This is a genomic window from Muricauda sp. SCSIO 64092 (assembly GCF_023016285.1).
Lineage (GTDB): Bacteria > Bacteroidota > Bacteroidia > Flavobacteriales > Flavobacteriaceae > Croceivirga.
Genome location: NZ_CP095413.1, coordinates 4,704,875 through 4,726,963, shown reverse-complemented (window position 1 = coordinate 4,726,963; position 22,089 = coordinate 4,704,875). Strand labels below are relative to the sequence as shown.

The following is a 22,089-nucleotide window of genomic DNA, read 5'->3' as shown; positions in this document are numbered from 1 at the left end:
TCAAAAAGTGGTGTTTTGGTCCTGTTCCAACGGAAACAAGTGATCGAAAGCCATGGCCGTAAAGGCATCAATATCCTTTCTTCTCAATGCGCCATATGCCTTGTGGTAGTTTTTAATGGTCTCCTTGTGGTTAGGGAAAGCCAACATCCATTCCCTTCTGGAATCCACCGGATAAAATGTATTGGCATGCCATACAAAAAAGTTGACCTTTTGTTCGAACTCCTGGTATACTGTTCTGGTTTCCCGTTTATCCACCTTCACCTTCCGATACTTCTTAAGAAGCATGGACGTCCCTTTTTTAAAAACAATCTCACAGAATCCCAACGCCCCTGAAAATCCTTCAACATTTTTATCCACTTTAATAAATGGGTGTCCGTCTATTGAGAAACCCTCCGTTCTTGTACGTTCCGGGATAATAAGCAGGGCATTGGTCTGATCCTTGGGTGTAATCAATAGGGCATCGTTGAACAAATCATACTTTATTTTTTGGTCATAATAGGTTTGTCCATCAAATGTTACACTTCCCAATTCCAATTCCGGGGAATTAAAAAACTGATGCTTTTCATTAATAACCGTGAAATCATTGGTATAAATGGTTCCTTTATACAATCCGGAATTCTCAATGCCAATCTTTGTGTCGAACCAATTGTAAAAAGGCTCCGTATTCCTATCCGTTTGGGCGTGAATGCCATTGAACAACAATAGTGCTACCCCCAATGGACCATATTTCCGAAGTAAGTTTGAAGAATAAAAAAAATTCAAGAGCAAGTTTCTAGTAGTCAGATCGATTTTAAAGATAATATGCAATAACAATCCACGAACACTGCCCCAAGCAGTAGGACAACTTTTGTTTGAAATTACGTTTCGGTGTTTTCGGATCATAACCGGAAAAGGTCTTATTGACACGGTTTTAAAATCGACATGAAGTCCCCAAACACCCCATTAATGAGCAGATATCCAGCATTTTAGTTAAATAAAGGCCATGCACACGTCCATTCCAGGGGTAATAGGGAGCCCCTCAACATTTACTGCGCCATCCGTCCTAATTGTTTTCTCCAGATTCAAGGAATGCCAAACCTATTCGTATGTAAATACCGATCCCCCGTATCATTAATCCTTGCCTTTGGCATTTAATGCGCATGGAAATACATCATCTGAAGTAGTATTGGGTAGTATTTCCACAGTTTGGAGCAACTTAGAATTTCCCAAGTCCTAAACTGCCGTAAAAGATTCCATCAAATGAATAGGGGTTACCACATCAAAAAGAAAACAAATTGGTAAAATGAAATCATTGATTATTGGCAACGGTTTAATGGCACTATTGGTCGGCATTTCTGCCTTCGGCCAGTCCACCAAAGGGGCAGTTCCCATGCATATCCAAAATTGGGAGCTAGTTGAAAGGGATACTACAGTTTTTGAAACTTTTGATGGAAGGGAAACCATGTTACTCAACGGTGAGGCCATCCTAAAAAACGAAAACTTTGTAAACGGCACCATAGAATTGGAGATATATGCCAATGACAACAGAAGCTTTGCCGGTATCATCTTTAGAAAACAGGAAGATACCATGGAGGAAGTCCTGATTCGCTGTCACAAATCAAACCAAGTTGATGCCATGCAGTACACCCCTATTTTCCATAAAGAGACCAACTGGCAACTGTATAGGGAATATCAAGCCAAAGTAGCATTCAAGAAAAAGGGTTGGAACAAGCTCAAGTTGGTGGTTTTGGGGCCTAGCGCCACGGTATTTTTAAATGATGAGGAAGCCTTCTCCATTGACCGTTTGCGGACATCGAACAAAGACGGTGAAATAGGGATATTTTCATTATACGCCAATCGGTTTTCAAATTTTAAGTTTTCAAAATCGAATAGCAATTATGGGGTCAACCCAATACCAGGGAACAAAAACACTAATCCCAGTATTGTAAGGAAGTGGTACTTATCCGAAGGGTTTCCATTCCAAAAAGAAAATTTCTCATTGGAAAGGGCGCTCGACCTGCCGGATAAGGAAGTGCATACCGAAAGTTCGGGATTACTCCCCATTTCCAAGTACGTCAGAAGAAAATCCGCCGGTAGGTTTGAAAACAATAGGGAATATGCTGCCATCGTTTCCAAAAATATTGAAGTTGACAAAGACACCATACGGCGTTTTTCGTTCGACTTTAGTGATCGGGTGACGGTCTATTTGAACAAGAAACCCATCTTCTCGGGAAACAATGCTTTCCGAGTGAAAGGACCACAGCATACGGGCCATCTGGATATCGACACCAACGTGCTGCACCTCAACCTTAAAGAAGGTAACAATACATTGCATTGCTTGGTCATTGACAAGGCCAATGGGTGGGGATTTATGGGAAAATTGGATTGAGATGGAAGAAGGAGGATACGTAACCGCGTAGCTTTTAGGTCCTCAAACCAAATGACAGAAGTAGTGTATATTCGTTTATTCAGATGGCAAAAATGAAGTATAAGTCCTTGATTTGGATAGGCATAGGGTACATTGTTCTCAAATGGTCGATTATTATTGGGGTGGCAGGATATCTCTATGAATCGGGTATTTGGAGCAATTGGTATATCCTTTTTGTCCCGCTAATAGGCCTTGTCCTTTTTGGGTTCGTAAAGAAGGTTTTCCTAAAAAAAGCCCATTTTCTTGGATACAGGAAATCCTTTTATAAAATTCTAAAATACTACTATCCACAACACTACAAATCCCTTTATAATCAAACTGAAAAGAAATTTGAGGAAATCTCAAAAGATGTTTCCTTTGCGGCCACTTCAAAAAATCCAATGGACAAGCGTTTGGACTTCTGTGCATTCTTTTTGGGTTTGATACAAGTGCTTGAAAAAAATGGGGAATCTTATCCACAGATCAAAGCGATAGCTATTGGAATTGCAGAGGACTATGTGAGGCCCAAAAACAGGATACAGGCCTATGTGAAGAAATTACCCGTAAAATTAATTGGAACAGTTCCTGGAAGATTTCTAGTTGGGAAACTGAACAAGAGAATTCAAACCAAAGGGCATGAAGACGGTTTCAGGGCCCATATTGTAACGGATGAAAAGGAAACCTTTGGTTTGGGATACGGTATAAACATCTCTGAATGTGGAATTTGCAAGCTGTTTCTAAAGCATGGAGCATCTCAATACAGTCCCATTCTCTGTGAAGTTGACAAGATTACGACCCGCCTGGCAGGTTTGGAAATGATCAGGACCGGGACCATTGCCAAGGGCGCGGACATTTGCGATTTTAGATATAGAAAAATCTGAAATGGCGTGAGTTTCGATATAAGAAAATTAAGTCATTCTGAGTGTTTTTGCGATGACAAAAATGTATCGAAAAACCTACCTTGCCGGCGAGGCCGGCAAGTAATTTTCTTGCAAAATCCTAATTTCGATACAATTTTTCTTCATTTCATTACGAAAAACCACTCAATTTGACGGATTTTGGCTGATAAAAAATAATATCGAAAAACTCATGTTAAAATACCCCACTGGTTACGCCCAAAATTCATCCTTTTACAAAGTTAGGTTTCGATTTACTGATGTCCCACGATAAAGAAAGGTCCGACTTTTATGTAAAGTCGGACCTCCGTTGTTTTTAACTTCCGCTCATTACCGGACCGTGTTCGGTGCTGAATTTCAGTCTTTTCCCTTTACAGGATTCGGTTGTACCTGCACAATTTCACTGATTGATAGCGTGGGTCTGGCATTCGTGTAATTTTTGAAGTCACTAATGATTGCCTCCCTGTTTTTTGCTATGGCTTCATTATATTCCGCAATATTCTTGACATAAAAATACCCAATAGCCACAAAGGGTGCTTTATCATTAGGTGTCCTGCCCGCTATGCCCTTATCTATTTCATAAAATCTTAAATTTTCCCCTAAAAACCCGGCTACCATGGGCATGTGCTTTTCCTGGTAGTAGTTCATGTCAAAGGTCACGTTTTCCTCATTTGGATACAATATGGCTACTTTAAACCCGCCCATTTCCGGAGCCGATGCGTGTTTCAGTTGGCCCGTTTTACAGCTTGCGAAAGCAGTAAAAACCAAGATTATTGAAAGGAATTTGATTTTTGTGGTCATATACATCGGTTTTATCATTAATTTTTCATTCCATCCTTTTTCCCTGATACCTAGGCTATTTGGTTAAATTTAGACAAAGTCTTATTAAAAACCCCTAAATGTTAACAGAAGGTTCATAAGGCCAGTACGCTCTTTTTGATGGGCAGTTTCCTTATTCGTTTTCCGGTAGCGGCAAAAATGGCATTGCATACCGCGGCATAGGTGGGTGGCCCCGCTATTTCCCCCACGCCCCACGGTTGGGTTTCATCGTTTTCACAAATATGCACTTCTATTTCAGGGATTTCGTTGATTCGGAGTACTGGATTATCATGAAAGTTGCTGCGCTGTACAACGCCGTTCACATATTCCGTACCTCCATAAAATATGGCAGATAGTGCCCATATAACGCCCCCTCCCATTTGTTGCCTTACCTGGTCCGGGTTTATGACCAGGCCACAGTCGATGGAAGCAGTAATTTTGGTCACTTTTATTGCATTGTTGGCAATGGAAACCTCAGCTACGACCGCTCCATAGCCATTACCGTGCATATATGGATAGACTGCTATGCCCTGAGCACTGTCTTCGGGCATCGATTTTCCCCACCTCGCTTTTTTCGCCACCAATTCCAGAGCTCCACGCAACCTATTGATGTTGCATTTATGACTGTGCCTGAAATCCACTATTTTGTTCCGAGGAAGCAGGCTGAGCCGAAATTCCAAAGGATCCCTATTCAATTCATGGGCCACTTCATCCATAAAGCATTCCGTGGAAAAGCCTTCTGCATTGGCCATCACCGATCGCCATGCGCCGACCTGGGTGAAACCATCCACTGTTATTTGTGTTCCAGAACAGTTGGGAATATCATAATACATCCAACCCAGTAGTCCCCCCCAATTGGCCATTACATTCTTAAAATCCCAAAATAGTGGCCTACCATCCTTAATACCAACCGTGTGTTTGTTGAGTTCAAATGGGTTCAAATAATCGAACTTGAGATCATCTTCCCGACTATAGCACATTTTGACCAAATCACCGCCGGCTGCCTTGGATACCACCATGGATTCCACCGCATATTCTGAGGAATATCGCAAACCAAAACCTCCTCCACTGGGATGACAGTTGATCTTTATATTTTCTTTTGGGATTCCCAAGTGTTTTTCAATGTTGGCGATGATTTTGTCCGCCGATTGTGTACCCACCCACATTTCACAGGAATCCCCTTTAAAATGTGACGTGGCATTTAAGGGTTCCATACAGGCATGGTGCTGATAGGGGAACTCATAGGTATATGAAATGATCTCATCCATTTTGGAAGTGTTGATTTTCTTACCTATTCGCAAAATCTCGGTGCCTTTGTCGCTATCCAATTGCTCCAGACAATCGGCAACAAATTTTTGGTGCTCTATTTTTGCATTTTCGCCCAAATCCCACTCGGCCTTTACCGCTAACTTTCCCTGAAATGCGGCCCAGGTGGAATTGGCGATTACCGCAACGCCGTCCCTAATATGGGTAGCCGGATCCAGAATAACCCCTTCAATCCCCACTACTTTTTCTACACCCGGTATTTTTAGTGCATCGGAGGCGTCAAAACTGAGTAGCTTTCCTTTGAATACAGGGCATCTAAGTACAGCTGCATACTTCATATTGGGCAATCGCACATCAATACTAAAGGGATGTTTTCCTGTGACGATATCAGGAATTATTTTGCTTTTCAGGCTTTTGCCGATCAACTTGAACTTGGATTGATATTTAAGCGGAACTTCGTCGAAAAGGGTCCGATAGTTCCCGGGGACCACAACGCTCCCCACAAGTTCCCCATATCCCAATTTTACAGTACTTCCATGTTGATGGATATACCCATTTTCGGCATAACATTGATCTTTGTAGACCGACCATTCCTTGGCTGCTGCCGCTATTAACAGGTATTTTGCGAAGGCTCCTGCTTTTCGAAGTAGGTCCCAGTGCAGCAGCGTGCTTGTACTCCCTCCGGTAATATCGGATTCACTTACTGAGGACTTGATGTATTTTACATTGATTTTTTCCCAATCGGCCTCAAGCTCTTCCGCAAGGATAGAGGACAATCCCGTACTCACCCCTTGACCCATTTCATATTTTGTAAGGCTCAAAAAAACGCTGCCATCCGGCCTTATTTGTAAAAAGTCCGTTACGGAAAGTGCTCCTTGCGCTCGAAAACCATTTTCCAAATCGACCAGAGGTGCGGCATTGGCAGGGATATTGACCACCTCATTGACACAACTTTGCAGGAAATTCAGTCCTATGACCAACCCACCACTTGCCAAACCTGTTCTTTTTAAAAAATCCCTTCTGGAGTTCATTGTTTTCATATGCCGGTGTTCTTGGAGGATTGTTCCACTACCGATTGTATCGCCTTTAAAATTCTGGGATAGGTCCCACATCTACAGATATTACCGGACATTGCATTTAGAATCTCTTCGTCCGTTGGATTTGGGTTGCTTTTTAAAAATCCTATGGCATTCATTAGTTGACCACTTTGGCAATAGCCGCATTGTGGTACCTGCTCATCGATCCAAGCTTGTTGCAAAGAACGAAAAGGCGTAGCTTCTACCCCTTCAATGGTTTCTATGTCTTTGTCCACGGCGGACTGTACCCTAATACTACATGACCGTACGGCTTTCCCATCAACAAGTACCGTACAGGCCCCGCATTGGGCAATACCGCAGCCAAATTTTGTACCGGTCAATCCCAAGATATCCCTTAACACCCAGAGCAGTGGCATATGGGGGTCCATCTCCTTTTCGTGGACAATTCCATTCACATTGAGTCGTATAATGGCCATAGGGTTCGTTTTATAGGTTGCGTTTTACAATGATTGAATCCGGTTCGGGCATATTTTCCATGTACAGCAGTTCTACAATTATGCCGGCAGTAGGCAACTGAAAATACCCAAACTCAAATGCTGCATCCGTTTTCCCGTACTGAATCGGTTTGAAACCTTTAGCGATCAAATCACTTTTTGCGGATATGAAAGCACTGTGGTCATAAAACGAGATTCCCGAATGGTGGTAGCCTTCCCCCCTACTTGCCAAATGTTGATCTAAAATGCTTTCCCCGGTAAAAGGGGAAATAAGCTCAAGGCTACTGGTGCCAATGGAAGCAATGGCCACCTTAAATGAATACGATTTAAAATCCCCATTGACCAGACAGATTTCCGGTGCTATTTTCCAAACATTGAAGGTAACCCCCATGATATTGGTCAGCGTGGCGGCTTCACTTTCCAAGTCTTTGACCAAAAAGGACTGATGATGTAGGTGGGCCGCATGTCGTATTGAACTCATTTAAACTTGTTTTTAAAAATCCTAAGTGGTTTGTGATTTCGATTTGCTTTTAAACCCCTTAGTACGATTAAAAATAGTAGAAGGATCTGCCCAGGTGGATGGTAAAATGCCCAACTGGGGTACTAATGGTACCAAAAAGGTGTTTAATGGTCCAAAACAGATGGGCGCATGAATGAATGCCATACCCCTTTCGGTAGCCGACCAATGGGAAAGAATTTGTATTGGAAAGTGCGATGGCCAACCTAAACCGTTGCCCTTTTGGGACAGGAAGATAGGGTTCAAAAAGAACTTACCCCATCTTCGCTTTGCCCGGCACGAACTACATGACCCTATTATTCCGTTTGGAGTCAGTGGTCTCCTATTTTTGAAATGGCAAACTGAAAGAACGATAGCTACCCGAAATACCTTGCACTATTGGTATCATCCCACAATTGAACTCCCGAGCGCAAAGGAAGTGTATATTTGTACTCCAAATTTTACGCATGTTCACATTTTTCTCCAAGAAAGGGTTTTTAGTTGATTATTTGGCGGGCTTTATTGATATCCACAACCATATTCTACCCGGTATAGACGATGGTGCCAAGAATGTGGGGGAATCAATGGAATTGATCAAAGGGTTTGCAGCAATAGGGGTAACGGATTTTATCTGTACACCACACATCATGAGCAATTACTATGACAATACGCCAGAGACTATAAGAACCTCTTATGAAAAGCTCAAAAAAAATCTTAAGGGAACTGATTTTACGGGTGTTAACCTGAATTATGCCGCGGAACACATGATTGATGACAACTTTGATAAAATCTTGGTCAACAATGAAGTACTCCCCTTAAATAAGGACCATATCTTGATAGAAATGTCCTATCTGCAACCAAGCATAAATTTTGAGGCTTCCATTGAACTTATAAAAAACGCTGGATATTTTCCTGTTTTAGCACACCCTGAGCGCTATCAATATCTTAGTAAGGACTTTAGCGGTTATTTGAAATACAAGTCTGCAGGTGTCAAATTTCAGTTAAACCTACTTTCGCTAGGGGGTTATTATGGGGAGGAAATCAAACGGACTTCTTGGAAGTTATTGGATACCGGAAATTATGACTTTCTAGGTAGCGATGTCCATAATTTATCGCATTTAAAGGGTATCAAGTCCATAAAAATAAAGAAAGACCATATTAACAAAATTCAAGTCCTTAAGCATCGGAATGCCGAACTATTTCAGCATTGACCTATCCGAAAAGTTGATACCACTTTTTTGTGGATTTTCCATAGCCATAACCATATTTTCCTCCATAACCCAGGTTAGCGCTCTTTACCCCGTTCACAATAAAGGACAATCCTTTTAGCTTTCCCTCTTTTTGCAATTGAATTGGGAATTCAATGACACTGTTTTCGGTAATTCCTGCTCTGGTGACGTACAACGTTAAATCGGCATTTCCACTGATTAGAAGCGTATCGGAAACCACCATTAAAGGAGCTGTATCGACAATGATATAATCGTACTTTTCCTTTACCTCATGGAATAGATCGTTCATCCTTTCATTCATTAACAACTCCGTTGGATTCGGAGGTATTTTTCCCGCAAAAATGATATCAATGGTTTGGTTGTTTGCAAGAATTGAAGAAATAATATCTTTGGGCACCAATTCCCTATTCACCAAAAAATCGGTTAATCCCAAGTTATCTTTGTTCAGTTTCTTTTTAACTAATTTATCCACATTCTTAGCATTATAGAACTGATAAATCTTTGGGTTTCTTATATCTGCACCTATTAGAAGTACTTTTTTGTTGGCGTTGGCATAAATCATTGCTAAGTTGAAGGATACCAAGGTTTTTCCCTCACCAGGAACACTGGATGTCACAAAAATTGAACTTCCCATCCTATCTCGTTGTGATGATTTGGATTTAAGTACGTAATCTAAATTTGTCCTTAAAATCCTCAAGGACTCGGCCAATACCGTACGTTCATCTGTTTTAATGAGCGTATCTTCCTTCTTTCGTATTTTTGGCAACTCCGCAATTACGGGAATATCACCTGTATATTTTTCCAAATTGGCTTTGTTATGGATTTTGTTATCCATCAAATCCATTAAATAGACAATTGAGAAAGGAACTGCCAAACCTAAAATAAAAGATGCCAAAAATATGATGGGCTTATTCGGCGATATGGGTTGATTATTGTTGCCATATGGGTAATCTATAACCTTTGATTTAGGGGTCGCCGAAGCAAATGCAATTTGTGATTCTTCCCTTTTTTGCAATAGATAAAGATAAAGGGATTCCGTAGTTTGCTGTCTTCTTGTAATATCCCTTAACGCACGTTCATTTTTTGGAGCCGAATAAATTCTTGAGTTAAGCTGGGATACCTGACCACTTAAGTTGTTTACCTTTAAATTCAGGTTATTCTCTATACTGTTCAAGCTTGATTGCATACTTTGCTTTAAGCCCGCCAGTTGCTGATCTAAATTTACAATAACCGGATTTTTCTCATTGGAACTTTTTAACAATCGTTTTCGTTCGGCAACCAATTGATTGAATTTGGAAGTCGTAGTGGCTATGGACTGATCGGACAACCCTATGTTGGAAGGCAAAAAATCATAATCCCCCTGATTATCAACAATATCTTTCATGGAGGCTGCAATATTCAATTGTACTTTTGCATTTTCCAGCTCTTGCTGGCTGGCAGCACTCACATTTAAGTTAATGTTCGCTTGCGAAGAAATATCCGTTAAGCCCCTTACCGTCTTGAAATCCTCGGCGCTCTGATCAACTGCAGCCAGGTTGGAGTAGATATCGTTGATCCTTTCTTCTATAAAATCCGAGGTTTTATCTGCAATCGCCCTCTTATCATCTACCGCATTTTGATTGTAGGTTTCTATGAGCGCCTGTAAAATCTGCTCGGCCTTTTCCTGAATGGGATCATTAAGGGAAATGTTTATGATGTTGGAAAATTCAGATGCTATCTTCAAAGAAATTTTTTTCTTATATGACTCCGCAATTTTGAAAACAGGTTTTACTATTACTTTGAACCTTTGCTTTTTGTATGACTTAAAATTCTCCGTAGGGGTAATCACAATATCCCCAATAGGTGATGGGAAATTCTTCCCAAACGAGAGCGTTTTGAAGGATTTATTCTCTTCCTTACCAAAATCAAAAGAAGTCTCACTATCGTTCAAGTTTATAAGAAACTCGAATGTGGAATTATCAATAATTGAATCTGATGAAATAAAGTTTATCCTAAAAGGTGGTTTAACGTATATTTCCGTGTCAGCTATGTTACCAAGGGCGATAATCCTTACATTGATTCCAAGTTTTTTTACCACTTGGATAAAATTTCCCCTGGATTTAATAATGTCAATCTCATCTTCTACCTTGTTTTTGGACCCAGAAAAAATATCCAACTCTTGAAATAGACTAAGTTCAGGTGAAGAACCCTTGTCTTCCAATATTTGTATTTTGGCTTTCGCCTGGTATTGCGGGGTGGTGTATCTGATATATAAAAATGCCATGGCAACAGCAAAAATCGCAGATAGCGCAAACCAATGTATATGCTTGGTGTAAACCTTTATATACTCTTTTAAATTTTTGTTGCTAGGAGTACTATTATTCAACTTTGCCCCCATTTTCGTTTATAAGACTTAAATTAATTTCTTGTCAAGATAACTACTGTTGAAGTAACAAGTAAGGAGATTATGGAAATTGCTATGGATGCCCTATTATCAAGTGTTGACGAGGTAACGGCAGACTGGTTCGGTTCTACATAAACAACGTCATTTTGAGTAAGGTAGTACACTTGGGATTTCATCGCATTTTTACTTGTCAAATCTATTCTTTCATAGACTTTTGCGCCGTTAAAATCCCTGATTACCAAAACATTATCCCGCATACCCTTAATCGTTAGGTCACCCGCCAGGCCAATAGCCTCCAGAATGGTGATCTGCTCTCCATTGACTTGATAGGTTCCAGGTCTATTTACCTCACCCAGAACGGTGACCGTAAAGTTTTTCAACCTGATATTAATAATAGGGTTCTTTAGATATTCATTGAGTTTGTCCCTCAATAAAAGTCGCAGCTTTTCAGGCGATAATCCTTCTATTTTCAACTTACCAACTACTGGAAAATCTATTTCACCTTTTTTATCCACGATATAGTCTACTTGTTCCTGCGCAAATCCTCCTTGACCCGATCCACGAAAAAGGTTGAAAGGAGCACTTGCTTCCGAGTCCAATGTAGACACGTGTATGCTGATAACATCATCTACCTTGAATTTTGTCAAAGAGATATTGTCATCCACCAAGGTTTCAAATTTTTTGGCATCCTGAAAATAAACTACATCTTTTTTGGAACCGCATGAAAAGAATAACATGCTTACAACAAGTAATAAACCAAAGTTGCGGGATAATCTCAATAAATGCATAATGGGCTTTTTTTTACAAGTGTAGTAAAAATTAAGATTGCCAAACCTGTTTCTCTAATTTATTATCCTCAGCAACTATTTCCTTTTGGTCAGTATCCAATTCACAAAATTTGGAATTTTTGGAGATATATTCCGGTACAATTTCTTTCATGATTTTTATGGTGTCCCCATTAAAGAACATGTTGGTCAAACAAAGCTCATCTATTTTAGATCTCACCTTGGCATAATCCAATTCCCTGACCTTACTTATCATTATTTTTTTATGATATGTTGGAAGCGTATTTTCCCCATTGGCCAAAAGCTCCTCATATAGTTTTTCTCCAGGCCTTAACCCGGTTATCTTGATATTGATATCTTCAGGATATCTAAGCCCTGAAAGCTTTATCATATTCTTGGCCAAATCATAAATCTTGATTGATTTACCCATATCAAAAATAAATATTTCTCCCCCATCACCCATTGCACCTGCCTCCAAAACCAGTTGGGAAGCTTCTGGAATGGTCATAAAATAACGAGTAACCTCCTTATGGGTCAAGGTAAGTGGTCCTCCTTTTTCTATCTGTTTTTTGAACAACGGTATTACGGAACCATTAGACCCAAGAACATTGCCAAATCTAGTGGTAATAAACTTGGTAGAATTCTTTTGTTGCATGCAACTAATGTACATCTCCGCTATCCGTTTGGTTGCCCCCATTACATTGGTTGGATTAACTGCCTTGTCGGTAGAAACAAAAACAAACTTGTCCACTTCATGATGCAGCGCCAGATCTACCAGTGTTTTGGTTCCGGCCACATTTATTTTAATTGCCTCGTAGGAATTGTATTCCATTAATGGAACATGTTTATAAGCCGCCGCATGAAATACAAGATTTGGTTTGTATTCCTGAAAAATAAGATTGATTCTATTTTTATCCCTTATATCCCCCACTATTGAAACAAAATTGTGATGACCATTCTGTTTCAATTCCTGCTGCAAATCATATAGTGCGGACTCGGCTTGATCAATAATTATCAAGGATTTATATTCGTACGTACAGATTTGTCTAACAATTTCACTCCCTATTGAACCTGCTCCCCCCGTAACAAGGACTATCTTATCCTTGAGCTCATCAGAAATCTTGGAATTCTTTATCGAAATGGGTAGCCTGTTCAATAAATCCTCTATTTGAACCTGTTTTATCTGTGAGACTTTTAATTCGCCATCTATCCAATGTTCAACAGGTGGAACAATTTTGGCAAGAACCGGAAAATCAACAAGACTTTCGACCAACTGACGTAATCTATTGTGATCTATGTCCTGCTCAGAAAAAATAATTTCGGTAATATCCTTTTCAAGAATAAAATTCTCTTCCAAAACTTCTTCCCCAAATACGGTCACACCATTTATATTCTTCCCTATTTTCCGCTTATCACTTGTAATGTAGCCAACGACCTTTATATTGTTTTTACTATGGTTGGTCAAGGCATTATGCGTTAGTATCCCCGATTCTCCCGTACCATAAATTAAAATGTTTTTGGAAGCCTTGACTTGTAGGCTATTTACAAGATTGTAATAAAGCGTTTTAAAAATATATCTGGAAGAGGTAAGAAAAACAAAACTTATTAAACTGTGAATAATGATAATGGATAAAGGAATGGTAAAATCATCTATCAAGTAGAATTTCTTGTTTAAAATTACCATGAAGACCAAAAGAATACTAAGGAGACAAATTGCATTGAACAAGTTATACACATCCCTAACCCCGGTATGCCTTACTACTCCCTTGTAAGATTTGGTAAAGATGAAAGACATTAGTGCAAAAACAAGCACCAAGGGCAATTGTATCAATAACTTGTCAACATCAAAGTTTAGGGTTAAGTTAAATCGTACAAAGTAAGAGAGGGCAAATGACAGGCCTACAATGATCAAATCTATTCCCAGCACAAGCCATTTGGAAGCATACCTGAAAACCGTATTGGTCATGTAATTCTTTATCATGATGGTTGGGGTTTAGATATAGTTATTTAGAACTTCTCTTGGTTATCTTAGGTTAACCTAAGGTTTTTGATGTTTCGCAGACCAAAAATACTTATTTGCCAATGCGAAGGGGATTTTTGGGGAAATAATTCGCTCAAATTGTTCTTAAATCCGCTGAAGTGATTTGCAATAACAAGTATTCAAAAAGCACCTTGTTTTTGAGCAACAGCGCAAACCATATGGGCCAGCAAGCAATTCCCAGTCAAACTTTTGATACAAGTATGAATGGATTATGACAAAATCCCACTATGTTCCAAACCGTTTCTGCACCAAATGATGTTCGTTTCAACTGATATTCCGTGAAGTTCAGCCAAAACCTTGACAATAATCCTAAAAACTCCCAGTTGTGTAATAGCTAAAATTTAAATTTGGCCCGTAAATGAATTTTGCATGAGTAAACGCATCCATATTTGTTTGGTTGGTGGAGAAGATGCCCATAAGAGAATTGATTTATCAAAGAAACTGCTTCACGATAATTTTAAAGTGACCATTTTGGGCACTAAGGATTACAACTATCCCGAGGACATCAACTTTATTAAATACTCTTTAAAGCGAAGCTTAAATGTTGTTTCAGATATAAAAACGGTATTTGAATACAGGAAAATTGTCAGGGAAAACGATTTTGACCTTATTCAAACTTTTGATACCAAACCGGCCTTTTTAGTACCGCTGTCCCTATTTGGTAAAAAGGTAATCATTGTGCGAACCATCACTGGCCTTGGTAAAGTATTCATCAATCAAAACCTTAAAAGTTTACCTGGCCGTTTTTTGTATGTCCTACTTCATTTCATTGTTCGCAATAAGGTGCAACACACCACTTTTCAAAATATTGAGGATCGGGACATTTTTTTAAAGAATAGACTGATCACGGCTTCCAATCATTCCATGATATACGGAAGCGGAATCCCTCTTGGGGACATTAAGGACATAGCACCCAGGAATGGTAAAGTATTCACCGTTATATGTGTGTCAAGATTAATTTATGAAAAAGGTATAGTGAATTACCTAGAGGCGGCAAAAATCTGTTCCGAAATGGGCTACAAGATAAGATTTATGCTTGTGGGTCCCCTAGAGGAAGACACGACTAGGCTTAATGAAAAAATCCTTGACCAATACAGTGCGTATGTAGAGTGGTTGGGAGAGCGAAAAGATATCACGGACTTGCTTAAGAAATCCCATGTTTTTGCGTTGCCAACATTTTACAGGGAAGGGTTTGCGAGGGTCTTATTGGAGGCCTCGGCAGTTGGATTGCCACTGGTAACTACCGATGTTCCCGGTGTTAGGGATATTGCCAGACATATGAAGGAAGCTTTGATCGTACCTATTCAGGACTCCCAAGCCCTGGCAAATGCAATAATAAGGTTATTTAAAGATAAGGTTTTGTGCAACACGCTTTCCAAGAATGCACTTAGCAATGTAGAATTATACAGCCTTTCCGTAATTAGTAAAAACTACATCAATCTCTATAGAAATTTAATATGACCATACCGTTTTCACCACCGTTCATTAATGAATCCGTAAAAAAAGAGGTACTCGAATCTTTGGAATCCGGTTGGATTACAACGGGTCCAAAAGTAAAGTCATTGGAAAATCATATTTCGGATTTAACCGGAGCACCTAGCGTCCTATGTGTAAATTCTTGGACTTCGGGTGCATTACTTATCCTAAAATGGCTTGGATTGGGACCTAACGATGAAGTTATTATACCAGCATATACGTATTCTGCAACTGCCCTGGCAGTTATACATGCCGGTGCCAAACCTGTTCTCGTGGACGTTAATGACGATTTTAATATCTCGGTCGAGGCCATAGAAAATGCCATTACCAAAAACACCAAAGTCATCATGCCCGTAGATATTGCGGGGTGGCCATGCAATTATGATGAAATAAATCGTTTGACACGAAAACATCAATCCCTATACAGACCCTCAAACGACATCCAAGCAAAGTTGGGCCGTATTATGGTAATCTCGGATGCAGCACATTCCATTGGGGCTACCTACAAGGGTACCGAGGTCGGTGTCCTGACCGATATTACCATCTTTTCATTGCATGCGGTAAAAAATGTGACAACTGCAGAAGGAGGAGCCATCTGCCTCAACCTTCCCGAACCCTTTGATAATGCTGAACTATATGGCCTACTAAGGTGTTACTCGTTAAATGGCCAGACCAAGGACGCCTTTACCAAATCCAAGGCTGGAGCATGGAAATATGACATCATCTATCCGGGGTTAAAAATAAATATGCCAGATGTCCTTGCTGCCATAGGCTTAGGTCAAATAGAGGACTACACAAAAGAAATCTTGCCTAAAAGGGTGCAAATCTTTGAAGCCTACAACTCGTTTTTCAAAAACAAGGAATGGGCCATATTACCTCCATACCAAGATAATGGATCCGTTTCGTCCTGTCATCTCTATGCACTTCGAATAAAAGGGGCCTCTGAAAGTCAAAGGGACTCAATTATTGAAGAAATATCCAAAACGGGAGTTGCTGTAAACGTTCATTTTCAGCCCCTTCCTTTGTTAAGCTTATTTAAGGACATGAAGTATGCAATCGAGGATTATCCAATGGCATATGAGCAATTCAAAAATGAGATTTCCCTGCCCATTTATCCACAACTAACCGATCAACAGCTTCAGTATGTTATGGACAATGTCAGTCTTGCTGTAGAAAAAGTAATGGGATGAAAGCAATTTTTGATTTCGGTAGTGCCCTGCTCGGTATATGCATCCTATCCCCATTATTGCTTATAATTGCCTTTCTGATCAAGGTAACATCAAAAGGACCTATTTTCTTCAAGCAAACACGTGTTGGTCTACATGAAAAGGATTTCAAAATCTTAAAATTCAGAACTATGCATGTTGGTTCGGATAAAAAGGGGCTCTTAACCGTTGGGAACCGGGATAGCCGTGTTACATCAGTGGGAGTATACCTCAGGAAATTAAAATTGGACGAACTTCCCCAATTGTTCAATGTCCTTCTTGGTGACATGAGTTTGGTAGGACCGCGGCCCGAAGTACGAAAGTACACCGAACTATATTCGCAAGATGATAAAATAATTTTTTCGGTAAAACCAGGGATTACAGATTATGCCTCCATCCACTTTAGAAATGAAAATGAAATGCTCAAAGCCGCTAAAAATCCTGAAGAAAAATACATTTCGGATATCCTTCCCAAAAAGCTGGAACTGAACAAGGAATACATCAACAAAAAAAGTTTTTTTGTTGATGTGTCCATTATCTTACAGACGTTTTATGCCATTTTGTTACGATAAAATAGTGCAGCTCGGGAAATTAAAACAGTAGTAGTAAAACACATTTTTAATCAAATTAGTCCATGTGCGGAATATATATCACCAACATCCCATATGATACAAGTGAAGTCGAGGAAAAACTGAATTCCATTGTTTATCGAGGTCCTGATTTTACTGGAATTGAAAAAGTGAACGATCTTACACTAGGACACCTCAGGTTAGCTATCCTGGATCTGGATCCAAGGTCCAATCAACCCATGGTTCATGAAAATCTCCATATTGTTTTTAATGGGGAAATCTATAATTATGTGCCACTTCGGGAAGAATTGTCCGATCTTGGATATGAATTCAAGACCCAAAGCGATACAGAAGTTTTATTATTGGGATACAAAGCTTGGAAGGAAGGGTTGCTTCAAAAAATCAATGGAATGTATGCCTTTTCCATTTATGATACGGATAAAAATGTAGTTTTTTCTGCAAGGGACAGAATTGGAGTGAAACCGTTTTATTATTATTGGAACGAAGGGAAGTTTGAGATTTGTAGCCAAATAAAACCGTTATTAAAAGGAAAGACCGTAAATGCCGAAGCAGTTTCCATGTTTTTGGACTGCATGTTTGTACCAAGTCCCTATACTATTGTAAACGAGGTTTCCAAACTTCCTCCGGGGAACTTCATGATTCTGGATCTCAATGAGAACACCCTTGAAATTAAAGAATACTGGAACCTACAAAAGGTGGATATCAAAAATATATCCTACGAACAGGCCAAGAGTGAATTACACGATCTTTTAAGGGATGCGGTGAAAATTCGACTTCAATCGGACGTTCCCATTGGTTCTTTTTTATCCGGGGGGATAGATTCGGCCCTGGTGACCAGTATTGCAACGGAAGTATCTGAATCAAAAATAAATACATTTTCTATTGGGTTTGACGAAAAGAGGTATGACGAGAGCAAAATTGCAGAACACTATTCGAAAATCCTGGATACCAATCACAAAACGACCATTTGCAAAATTGAAGATGTAATCGCCCTTATTCCCCAACTGACCAAAATCTATGATGAGCCCTTTGGTGATAGCTCTGCACTACCTTCCTTATTGTTGAACTCCGTGACCAAGGAGCATGTTACGGTGGCCCTATCGGGTGACGGTGGGGATGAAAGCTTTATTGGGTATACTTATTTCGACTCTTTGATCCGCAATAAAAGAATAATAGACCTACCGTACTTTCTTAGGAAGTTTTTAAGTCGTCCTTTTTTCCTTAATCTAATAGGTCAAAACTCCCATAGGGTAAGGAATGCTTTAAATACAAAAACCAGAAATGATTTTATTGAAAACATTTTTTCCAGAAAGGGGCTCTTATTGAAGGAAAGAAAACAAGATTGGATGAAGCATTACCAAGGCTTCAAAAAATGGTCCACAATTTTTTTGCAAAAGGCTGCTGATTTAAACATAAAGCTCTGGTTGGAAAATGATAGCAACGTTAAAGTGGATCGAGCCAGCATGGCCTATTCTGTAGAAGTTAGAAGTCCTTTTCTAGATTACAGGGTAATAGAATATGCAAGAAACCTACCCATGTCATTTCGCTACCAGAAAGGTAGACAGAAAAAGATATTACGGGATATTCTGAACGAATATATTCCGGAAAGTATCTTTGATCAACCTAAAAAAGGTTTTGCCGTACCAATCGGAAAGTGGATGCGAAAGGAATTAAGACAGGAGTTCGATGGTGCTTTAAACGATACTTTTCTCTCAAAGGTTCCCAACTTGAACATTCCTGTATTCAAAAAAATGTATGAGGAACATATGAACGAAATTGAAGATCATACCGCTAACATTTGGAAGCTATATGTTTTGAGCAAGTGGTATACGGAATTTGGCTTTTTAAACTAAAAAGGTGCAAGTCTGTTCAGACCCGCACCTTCTTTTGTCGTTTTCCGATCTTCTCCCTTTTATAAATCCACCAGGTTCAGAAACTCCTCCAAATTGGTGTAGCCATCACCATCCGTATCGTCATTGGCCCCTGTTGCAAGACTACCATAATTGGCCACCTCCCAAACATCCGGCATGCCATCCATATCGGTATCATAATTATCGCCCCAGGAAGAGCCAGTGAAAGGAGTAACAAATCTTTCATCGTCCGATATTCGGTTTATATAGTCCCTCGTTCGGACTGCATTTACGTATTCAGCATCCTCAATATCATAATTGATGTATACCCTTCCATCTTCACCCAATCTCTTATTACAGCCCACATCATTGGAAACATTGTTGTATGTTTCCTGGGCACTCAAAATTGGTACTGGCTCCCCTAGCAAGGGTTTTCTATTGGGGTCTTCAAAAAATGCCGGTAAATCATCCCCTGGATCATAATTTGGATCATTGTCGGCATAATAGATCACCCATGTTTCCCCAAAATTGCTTTTATCAGAACCGTCATATATAAATCCCTGGGAATCGGTATAGGAAAACCTTGGATTGCCTTCATAAACATTTCCCCAAGTATGTACACTAAAGTCTACGGATTCTATGTTTCTCGATTCGCTGTACCATTTGTTTCCTTGGGCCGATCCTGACCCCTTTAAACCATTATGCGTATTTTCTTCAGCAAAGTAGTACCAATTGTTTATGTGATTTAGTGTTACGGCCTCATTAACCCTGTGTATCCTCCACCTAAAACCCCATACAATATTATTAATCACCTCAAAGGTTCCGCCAGCTCCCATATTAGGATGTCTATGCGTTATATTATACCACATGTTATTTAAGATCGAGATATCCCCCGCACCATTTTCCACGGGTTCCGAACCACCAAAAATGGAACCGGTCTTAGATTCGGAAATTAGACATCTTTGCACGGTAATACCATCAATTGTTGAGGCCTCATTGTACAGAATCAGGCTAAATCCTTCATCACCTCCAAATCCAACCGAAACATGATCAAAAATCACGTTTGTCATGGATGAACCACTTATACTATCTTCATTTACGGCTTCGCCTCCTTTAAACCTTATATAACGAATAATAGCATTGCTTATACCACCCAGGGAAAATCGGTTACCTGTAACCGTGATTCCTCCTTCCGGGGCCGTTTGACCCGCAATTGTGAAATCATCATTGGTCACATATAATTCGGATCGCAATCTAATTTCTCCGGATACCCGAAACACTATAGTCCTTGGGCCAGATGTATTCAAAGCAGCTCGGAGGCTCCCTTCTCCACTATCATTCAAATTAGTAACTGCAATGACTCTTCCTCCCCTACCTCCGGTGGCATATGCCCCAGCACCATAGGCAGTGGGAAAAGCCTTCAAATCTGTAGAATATGTTTCATCTAAAATGGGATCTTCTCCTGGATTGTTTCCATTTTGTTCTTCATCATTTTGTTCGTTGGTCCCTTCTTCATTGTTCTCATTATTTTCTTCTTCAATGTTCTCAATAATCTCTTCTTCAATGGTCTGTACAAACAAATCACTGTCCTTAGCACATCCAAAAAACATTAATACAACTAAAAACAACATACAATAGCTCGGGAATGGTTTAGACGATTTTGGGGAAATCATGGTCAAAAGATTTAGGATTTTAAAATTATATATTAAATATTATTTTATCGATTAAAAACTTAAAAAATCGTTGAAATGCACAACTTGTGAACTTGACTTATTAAGGAATGGTTAATCTTTGAAAAGCCTTGTCACTAGCAAGATTCTTTAAAGTTTTTCTTACAGCTTTCAGCACATTACGCAGTTGGTCCTAGGTTTGGATCTTTTCATCGGGTTTTTTAACAAAAAAATCGATGAAATGCTTGGATTCCTTTTCTTTTTTAAGATTTTTTAAGAGTTCCCTATTCCCCACAATACAGAACAATTGATGCAATTTTACTAGTTCAATGCCGTTTTGATATGTGGTTTTTAAAATCATTATGATATTTGCACCAAAATAAAAAGCGTAATGAAGATATTGGTAACCGGAGCAGCCGGTTTTATAGGGTATCACGTATCCAAAAGCCTAATTGACAAGGGGCACACCGTTGTAGGGCTAGACAACCTAAACGACTATTATGATGTAAACTTAAAATATGCCCGGCTAGTGGAATTAGGGATTCCCAAGACCAATGCGGGTGTTTCCGGAAATTTGGTAAAAAGTCAAATCCACGGAGAGCAGTTTAGCTTTATAAAACTGGCATTGGAGGACAAAGAAAACTTGCATTCCCTGTTTGCCCAGCATGGTTTTGAAGTAGTTTGTAATCTAGCGGCTCAAGCGGGTGTTCGTTATAGTTTGGAGAATCCTTCGGCATATGTTGATAGTAATATTGTTGGTTTTCTAAACATTCTGGAATGTTGTAGAAGTTTTAAAGTGAAACATTTGGTATATGCAAGCAGTTCCAGTGTCTACGGAATGAACAAAATAATTCCCTTTGAGACCAAACATAATGTGGACCATCCCATTAGTCTTTATGCCGCTACAAAGAAAAGTAATGAGTTGATGGCGCACACCTACAGCCACCTATACAAATTTCCGACTACAGGTTTACGTTTCTTTACAGTTTATGGCCCCTGGGGAAGACCGGACATGGCGATGTTCCTTTTTACCGATGCCATGGTCAATGGCAAACCAATTAAGGTCTTTAACAATGGAAACATGGAGAGGGACTTTACCTATATTGATGATATCACTGAAGGTGTTATCCGTATCATTGAGAAAAGTGCCACCAACCGTGTGGAAAATAACAAGCTATACAAAATTTATAATATTGGGAATAACAACTCTGTAAAACTACTTGATTTTATAGATGCTATAGAAAAAGAACTAAATATTAAGGCTAATCGTCAATACTTACCCATACAACCAGGGGATGTTGAAAAAACATGGGCCAATGTAGATGACTTGATCAAAGATTACGATTATGAACCCAACACTTCAATAAAAGATGGGGTTGCCAGCTTTATAGATTGGTACAAAAAATATTATCGGTTATCTTAAAATTAGCTTGATTACCCTTATCATGAACAAAAAGCGCATTTTC

17 protein-coding genes are annotated in these 22,089 nt (G+C 39.5%); 8 read left to right on the top strand and 9 right to left on the bottom strand.

The window, feature by feature from the left end; genetic code table 11:
* Nucleotides 1-717 carry a hypothetical protein gene (locus tag L0P88_RS19575; RefSeq protein ID WP_247131580.1) on the bottom strand — a complete coding sequence of 239 codons (717 nt, stop codon included), beginning with the start codon at nt 715-717 and terminating at the stop codon, nt 1-3.
* Nucleotides 718-1,282: 565 nt separating this feature from the next.
* On the opposite strand from L0P88_RS19575, the gene L0P88_RS19570 reads away from it, so the two are divergent.
* Entirely contained in the window at nt 1,283-2,368 is a 1,086-nt protein-coding gene (locus L0P88_RS19570; RefSeq protein ID WP_247131579.1) for a family 16 glycoside hydrolase, read from the top strand.
* A gap of 92 nt (nt 2,369-2,460) precedes the next feature.
* Nucleotides 2,461-3,267 carry an L-2-amino-thiazoline-4-carboxylic acid hydrolase gene (locus L0P88_RS19565; protein WP_247131578.1) on the top strand — a complete coding sequence of 269 codons (807 nt, stop codon included), beginning with the start codon at nt 2,461-2,463 and terminating at the stop codon, nt 3,265-3,267.
* Nucleotides 3,268-3,639: 372 nt separating this feature from the next.
* On the opposite strand, the gene L0P88_RS19560 is transcribed toward L0P88_RS19565, so the two are convergent.
* The 4 genes from L0P88_RS19560 to L0P88_RS19545 form a co-directional block, all read right to left on the bottom strand.
* Nucleotides 3,640-4,083 (bottom strand): EthD family reductase, encoded by a 444-nt coding sequence (locus L0P88_RS19560; RefSeq protein WP_247131577.1) that lies wholly within the window; start codon nt 4,081-4,083, stop codon nt 3,640-3,642.
* A 113-nt stretch (nt 4,084-4,196) separates the two neighbouring features.
* Nucleotides 4,197-6,407 (bottom strand): xanthine dehydrogenase family protein molybdopterin-binding subunit, encoded by a 2,211-nt coding sequence (locus tag L0P88_RS19555; protein ID WP_247131576.1) that lies wholly within the window; start codon nt 6,405-6,407, stop codon nt 4,197-4,199.
* Nucleotides 6,404-6,880 (bottom strand): (2Fe-2S)-binding protein, encoded by a 477-nt coding sequence (locus L0P88_RS19550; RefSeq protein WP_247131575.1) that lies wholly within the window; start codon nt 6,878-6,880, stop codon nt 6,404-6,406. Before L0P88_RS19550 ends, L0P88_RS19555 begins: the two co-directional genes overlap by 4 nt.
* A 10-nt stretch (nt 6,881-6,890) precedes the next feature.
* Nucleotides 6,891-7,379, bottom strand: coding sequence for a VOC family protein (locus L0P88_RS19545; RefSeq protein ID WP_247131574.1), 489 nt, complete (start codon nt 7,377-7,379; stop codon nt 6,891-6,893).
* A 482-nt stretch (nt 7,380-7,861) separates the two neighbouring features.
* On the opposite strand from L0P88_RS19545, the gene L0P88_RS19540 reads away from it, so the two are divergent.
* Nucleotides 7,862-8,605, top strand: a complete 744-nt coding sequence (locus tag L0P88_RS19540; protein WP_247131573.1) for a tyrosine-protein phosphatase — start codon at nt 7,862-7,864, stop codon at nt 8,603-8,605.
* A gap of 1 nt (nt 8,606) precedes the next feature.
* Here L0P88_RS19540 and L0P88_RS19535 read toward each other — a convergent pair whose 3' ends face one another.
* From L0P88_RS19535 to L0P88_RS19525, 3 genes are read right to left on the bottom strand one after another with little or no spacing between them, the layout of a single operon-like run.
* Nucleotides 8,607-11,000 (bottom strand): GumC family protein, encoded by a 2,394-nt coding sequence (locus tag L0P88_RS19535; RefSeq protein ID WP_247131572.1) that lies wholly within the window; start codon nt 10,998-11,000, stop codon nt 8,607-8,609.
* A 20-nt stretch (nt 11,001-11,020) separates the two neighbouring features.
* Nucleotides 11,021-11,794 (bottom strand): polysaccharide biosynthesis/export family protein, encoded by a 774-nt coding sequence (locus L0P88_RS19530; protein WP_247131571.1) that lies wholly within the window; start codon nt 11,792-11,794, stop codon nt 11,021-11,023.
* 31 nt (nt 11,795-11,825) lie between these two features.
* The gene (locus L0P88_RS19525; RefSeq protein ID WP_247131570.1) at nt 11,826-13,772 is read right to left on the bottom strand and encodes a polysaccharide biosynthesis protein; all 1,947 of its coding nucleotides are present in this window, start codon (nt 13,770-13,772) and stop codon (nt 11,826-11,828) included.
* 429 nt (nt 13,773-14,201) lie between these two features.
* On the opposite strand from L0P88_RS19525, the gene L0P88_RS19520 reads away from it, so the two are divergent.
* From L0P88_RS19520 to asnB, 4 genes are all read left to right on the top strand, one after another.
* A complete protein-coding gene (locus L0P88_RS19520; RefSeq protein ID WP_247131569.1) occupies nt 14,202-15,293 on the top strand; it encodes a glycosyltransferase in 1,092 nt (363 codons plus the stop codon).
* The gene (locus L0P88_RS19515) at nt 15,290-16,498 is read left to right on the top strand and encodes a DegT/DnrJ/EryC1/StrS family aminotransferase (RefSeq protein WP_247131568.1); all 1,209 of its coding nucleotides are present in this window, start codon (nt 15,290-15,292) and stop codon (nt 16,496-16,498) included. Before L0P88_RS19520 ends, L0P88_RS19515 begins: the two co-directional genes overlap by 4 nt.
* Nucleotides 16,495-17,085 carry a sugar transferase gene (locus L0P88_RS19510; protein WP_247131567.1) on the top strand — a complete coding sequence of 197 codons (591 nt, stop codon included), beginning with the start codon at nt 16,495-16,497 and terminating at the stop codon, nt 17,083-17,085. The genes L0P88_RS19515 and L0P88_RS19510 overlap by 4 nt, the downstream gene beginning before the upstream one ends.
* A gap of 62 nt (nt 17,086-17,147) precedes the next feature.
* A complete protein-coding gene (asnB, locus tag L0P88_RS19505; RefSeq protein WP_247131566.1) occupies nt 17,148-18,956 on the top strand; it encodes an asparagine synthase (glutamine-hydrolyzing) in 1,809 nt (602 codons plus the stop codon).
* A gap of 59 nt (nt 18,957-19,015) precedes the next feature.
* On the opposite strand, the gene L0P88_RS19500 is transcribed toward asnB, so the two are convergent.
* Nucleotides 19,016-20,584: a hypothetical protein gene (locus L0P88_RS19500; RefSeq protein ID WP_247131565.1), complete on the bottom strand. Its 1,569-nt coding sequence runs from the start codon at nt 20,582-20,584 to the stop codon at nt 19,016-19,018.
* Nucleotides 20,585-21,014: 430 nt separating this feature from the next.
* On the opposite strand from L0P88_RS19500, the gene L0P88_RS19495 reads away from it, so the two are divergent.
* The gene (locus tag L0P88_RS19495) at nt 21,015-22,046 is read left to right on the top strand and encodes an NAD-dependent epimerase (RefSeq protein WP_247131564.1); all 1,032 of its coding nucleotides are present in this window, start codon (nt 21,015-21,017) and stop codon (nt 22,044-22,046) included.
* Nucleotides 22,047-22,089: the final 43 nt, after the last annotated feature.

Bases quoted from the DNA above. Each gene is read 5' to 3' on its own strand.
- L0P88_RS19570 (WP_247131579.1), top strand. From the start codon at position 1,283: ATGAAATCATTGATTATTGGCAACGGTTTAATGGCACTATTGGTCGGC.
- L0P88_RS19565 (WP_247131578.1), top strand. From the start codon at position 2,461: ATGAAGTATAAGTCCTTGATTTGGATAGGCATAGGGTACATTGTTCTC.
- L0P88_RS19560 (WP_247131577.1), bottom strand. From the start codon at position 4,083: ATGACCACAAAAATCAAATTCCTTTCAATAATCTTGGTTTTTACTGCT.
- L0P88_RS19555 (WP_247131576.1), bottom strand. From the start codon at position 6,407: ATGAAAACAATGAACTCCAGAAGGGATTTTTTAAAAAGAACAGGTTTG.
- L0P88_RS19550 (WP_247131575.1), bottom strand. From the start codon at position 6,880: ATGGCCATTATACGACTCAATGTGAATGGAATTGTCCACGAAAAGGAG.
- L0P88_RS19545 (WP_247131574.1), bottom strand. From the start codon at position 7,379: ATGAGTTCAATACGACATGCGGCCCACCTACATCATCAGTCCTTTTTG.
- L0P88_RS19540 (WP_247131573.1), top strand. From the start codon at position 7,862: ATGTTCACATTTTTCTCCAAGAAAGGGTTTTTAGTTGATTATTTGGCG.
- L0P88_RS19535 (WP_247131572.1), bottom strand. From the start codon at position 11,000: ATGGGGGCAAAGTTGAATAATAGTACTCCTAGCAACAAAAATTTAAAA.
- L0P88_RS19530 (WP_247131571.1), bottom strand. From the start codon at position 11,794: ATGCATTTATTGAGATTATCCCGCAACTTTGGTTTATTACTTGTTGTA.
- L0P88_RS19525 (WP_247131570.1), bottom strand. From the start codon at position 13,772: ATGATAAAGAATTACATGACCAATACGGTTTTCAGGTATGCTTCCAAA.
- L0P88_RS19520 (WP_247131569.1), top strand. From the start codon at position 14,202: ATGAGTAAACGCATCCATATTTGTTTGGTTGGTGGAGAAGATGCCCAT.
- L0P88_RS19515 (WP_247131568.1), top strand. From the start codon at position 15,290: ATGACCATACCGTTTTCACCACCGTTCATTAATGAATCCGTAAAAAAA.
- L0P88_RS19510 (WP_247131567.1), top strand. From the start codon at position 16,495: ATGAAAGCAATTTTTGATTTCGGTAGTGCCCTGCTCGGTATATGCATC.
- asnB (WP_247131566.1), top strand. From the start codon at position 17,148: ATGTGCGGAATATATATCACCAACATCCCATATGATACAAGTGAAGTC.
- L0P88_RS19500 (WP_247131565.1), bottom strand. From the start codon at position 20,584: ATGTTGTTTTTAGTTGTATTAATGTTTTTTGGATGTGCTAAGGACAGT.
- L0P88_RS19495 (WP_247131564.1), top strand. From the start codon at position 21,015: ATGAAGATATTGGTAACCGGAGCAGCCGGTTTTATAGGGTATCACGTA.